Here is a 569-nt window from a genome sequence, read left to right on the forward strand (position 1 = left end):
GACGCATGCGGTCGAGGATGATGTCGAGTTGGAGTCCGCCCATGCCGGAAATGATTGTCTGGCCGCTTTCCTCGTCGGTCTTGACGCGGAGGGACGGGTCCGCGGCGGCCAGACAATCATTTCCGGCAGGGGCGAACTCCACCTCGACATCATCGTCGACCGCATGCGTCGCGAGTTCAAGGTCGAGGCCAATGTCGGCGCACCGCAGGTGGCCTATCGCGAGACGATCACCCGCAAGCACGAGCAGGACTACACGCACAAGAAGCAGACCGGCGGTACCGGTCAGTTCGCTCGCGTCAAGATCCTGTTCGAGCCGAACCCCGATAGCAGCGAGTTCGAGTTCGATACCAAGATCGTCGGCGGCGCCGTGCCGAAGGAATACATCCCTGGTGTCGAAAAGGGCATCAACAGCGTCATGACCTCGGGTCCGTTCGCGGGCTTCCCGATGATCGGCGTCAAGGCGACCCTCATCGACGGCGCTTACCACGATGTCGACTCCAGCGTTCTGGCCTTCGAAATCGCCGGCCGCGCCTGCTTCCGTGAAGCAGCACCCAAGCTTGGCGTGCAGC

General features: G+C 62.6%; 1 protein-coding gene and 1 pseudogene. One reads left to right on the top strand and one right to left on the bottom strand.

The features are described from left to right. Positions 1-142, bottom strand: a 142-nt coding sequence (locus EN879_RS38200) for a hypothetical protein (RefSeq protein WP_245493966.1), incomplete at its 3' end; no start/stop codon positions are given. Between EN879_RS38200 and fusA the strand changes: the two are divergent. Next, positions 107-569, top strand: a pseudogene (gene fusA, locus EN879_RS38205) (elongation factor G); the annotation flags it as partial. The gene EN879_RS38200 and the pseudogene fusA sit on opposite strands and share 36 nt — an antisense overlap.

Origin of the sequence: Mesorhizobium sp. M7A.F.Ca.AU.002.02.1.1, from assembly GCF_003998535.1 — a bacterium.
Lineage (GTDB): Bacteria > Pseudomonadota > Alphaproteobacteria > Rhizobiales > Rhizobiaceae > Mesorhizobium > Mesorhizobium ciceri.